The following is a 452-nucleotide window of genomic DNA, read 5'->3' as shown; positions in this document are numbered from 1 at the left end:
CCTGGTTGACGGCTCCCCGGGGACTATCGTGGCCTCCCACGTCCTTCATCGGTTCCTAGTGCCAAGGCATCCACCGTGCGCCCTTAAAAACTTGGCCACAGATGCTCGCGTCCACTGTGCAGTTCTCAAACAACGACCAGACACCCACCATCACAACGCACAARGCGTCGATCAAGTAGGACCGGCATCTCTGAAGCAACRRCCATAACGGCCGTTCCCTCAGGACCCAACAACGTGCCCGACACACCCRCCATCCACCACGCTCCACGCCCCGAAGGACAGTACTAGCGGCTTCAACCAAGTGTGCCGAATAGTCAACGTTCCACCCATGAGCAACCGTGTGAGACATTCGCTCACATCCGGCTATGTGCTCCTTAGAAAGGAGGTGATCCAGCCGCACCTTCCGGTACGGCTACCTTGTTACGACTTCGTCCCAATCGCTGGTCCCACCT

At 58.0% G+C, this 452-nt stretch carries 2 rRNA genes; both read right to left on the bottom strand.

Annotated elements, in window-relative coordinates:
* A 23S ribosomal RNA gene (locus tag ACXJMZ_RS37410) occupies positions 1–97 on the bottom strand; the annotation flags it as partial.
* 281 nt (positions 98–378) lie between these two features.
* Positions 379–452: ribosomal RNA gene (locus tag ACXJMZ_RS37405) — 16S ribosomal RNA — on the bottom strand; the annotation flags it as partial.

Source organism: Kitasatospora sp. P5_F3 (assembly GCF_054049135.1).
The sequence above is the reverse complement of the archived record's forward strand: the minus strand, read 5'-3'. Positions and strand labels throughout refer to the sequence as shown.